The 1,460-nt window shown below is 41.5% G+C and carries 1 protein-coding gene; it reads left to right on the forward strand.

Going from position 1 to position 1,460, the window contains the following annotated elements:
- Window positions 1-127 precede the first annotated feature (127 nt).
- Window positions 128-1,387 carry a transposase gene (locus tag NRIC_RS18790; protein WP_146624261.1) on the forward strand — a complete coding sequence of 420 codons (1,260 nt, stop codon included), beginning with the start codon at window positions 128-130 and terminating at the stop codon, window positions 1,385-1,387.
- Window positions 1,388-1,460 lie beyond the last annotated feature (73 nt).

The raw sequence follows: 1,460 nt of genomic DNA on the forward strand, positions 1-1,460 counted from the left end.
TGAGCTAATTTCATAATTATCAGCCCTTGTTATATCAATGTTTTCAAAGCACACAAAAAAGGAACCTCCCCATCAGGTACAATTAAGTTGTCCTAGCCGACACGTACTCAAAAAGGAGGGATTCCTTATGGCTATTATACAACAACCCACTTTATTTGATCTAGAAATTTTGGAACAACTGGATATCGAAGAGAAATATGTCGAGATTTTCTCCCCAGTGGATGTGTCACCTCTTGTTGAACTCTTTCAAAAAGAAAAATCGGTCGGTGCACCTCTCTCAGTGAATTATGAAGCCGCCATTCGTGCACTGATTGTCTCATTTCTGGAGGCTATTCCAGATGTAAAAACATTGGTCAATCGAATCAAGTCTGATCTGCGCTTTAAATTAAGTCTGGGATTTTTATACTCAGACCGAGCACCATCAGAAGCGACCTTCTCTCGCATCCTTCATGCGTTGAGTGAACATCGTTCCTCATTGATTGAGGTGAATGAGCGTCTACTTAGACAAATCGATAATGCGTTTAGTGTTTTTTGTGAAGATGTCGCCATTGACGCTACCGCTGTTGAATCACATTCGAAACCTCAAAAAATTGAGAAACCAGCCGTTTCAAGTGTTGAAAAACAGCGCACTATGGCGACCCATGACATCAAACAAGAATTGCCGGTCGCTCCACAATGGGGCATCAAAGTGAACAGTAAAGGAAAAAACGTTTTTTGGCATGGATACAAGGCTCATTTAGCAGTTACAACGAAAAGTCAGTATATTCTATCGAGCATTCTGACTTCTGCTCATATTGCAGATATGAGTACAGCTATTCCGTTAATCCGAGACGTCAAGCGGCTTGGTTTAGCGAACGTTCATATGATCTTTGACAAAGGTTATGATGTGAAAGCCCTCTACGAAGAGGCTCATGAGCTTGGTTTTGAGCCGATCATCCCACTGAAACGAGTGGCTAAAAATGATGGCGAATGGACAAGTGATTATGCCCCGACCTGCCTGATTGAAAAAGGTTACATCTACGATAGTTTCGACAAACGTTACGGGGCTCTAAAATATAAGTTGCCAGAAAAGCGCTGTCGCTCTTGTCCGCTCCAACACGAAGGACTGTGCCAAAAAGTGATCAAGATTAAGCAACAGACAGATCCACGTAAATTTAATCATCCTGCTCGCGGAACGAACGGATGGAAAAAACTATACGCCAAACGCAGTGCCGTTGAACGAGTAAACGGAGACCTGAAAGAAAACATGAAATTAAATCGTACCACTCACTATAAAGCAGAACTAGTCGAAGTAGAAGTTTTGCTTATTCAGCTGGCGTATAACGCCAAAAGATACGCAGCACAACGACTGAATCACTCAAAAACAGGAAAAGAAACAGCCGCATAATTTCAAAAAAAGACCATTTTGAAATTGGATGAGTGTCGGCTTTTCTATAAAAGCGAATTATGAAATTGGCTCA

The sequence above is a fragment of the Enterococcus florum genome (assembly GCF_004309355.1).
Lineage (GTDB): Bacteria > Bacillota > Bacilli > Lactobacillales > Enterococcaceae > Enterococcus_A > Enterococcus_A florum.